Origin of the sequence: Arthrobacter humicola (genome assembly GCF_022803015.1) — a bacterium.
In the GTDB taxonomy this organism is placed as follows: domain Bacteria; phylum Actinomycetota; class Actinomycetes; order Actinomycetales; family Micrococcaceae; genus Arthrobacter; species Arthrobacter humicola_A.
On sequence record NZ_JAFKON010000038.1, the window covers coordinates 1 to 471 of the forward strand.

Below are 471 nucleotides of genomic sequence, written 5' to 3' on the forward strand. Positions count from 1 at the left end.
GGTCTTACCCGCGACCGGGACCCCGTCTATTCTTGCATTCGATGCTGCGCCGTCCTGGACGTTCGCCGTCATCATCGACACCATCTGCGCCGCGATGTCGGTTTCGAGCGCCCGCCCGAACTCGCTGCTGCTTCCCTCGCTCGCGACCGACAGATCGGGTCTGATCACCCGGTCGATCATGCGCGGGTTCATGACGAGTCCGCCGTTCGCGATGCCCGCGGACACCATCGCCATCTGCAGCGGCGTCGCGCGCACGTCGCCCTGACCGAAGCCGCTGAGGGCGGTCTGGGGAGCGTTGGGCGCGTCGGGATAAGTGGATGCCGTGGACTGCAGCGGCATCGAGAACTGCGTGTTGAAGCCGTACTTCTCGGCTTCGGCACGGATGGCGTCGTCGCCGAGATCGACCGCCAGTTCGGCGAACGGGATGTTGCAGCTGAGCCGCAGCGCCGTGGCGATGGTGACGGTGTCGCC

1 protein-coding gene is annotated in these 471 nt (G+C 66.7%); it reads right to left on the reverse strand.

Annotation, left to right across the window (positions count from 1 at the left end; all coding sequences use genetic code 11):
* Positions 1–471: penicillin-binding transpeptidase domain-containing protein (locus ARTB_RS21345; RefSeq protein WP_279294514.1), on the reverse strand; the 471-nt coding region annotated here is incomplete at both ends.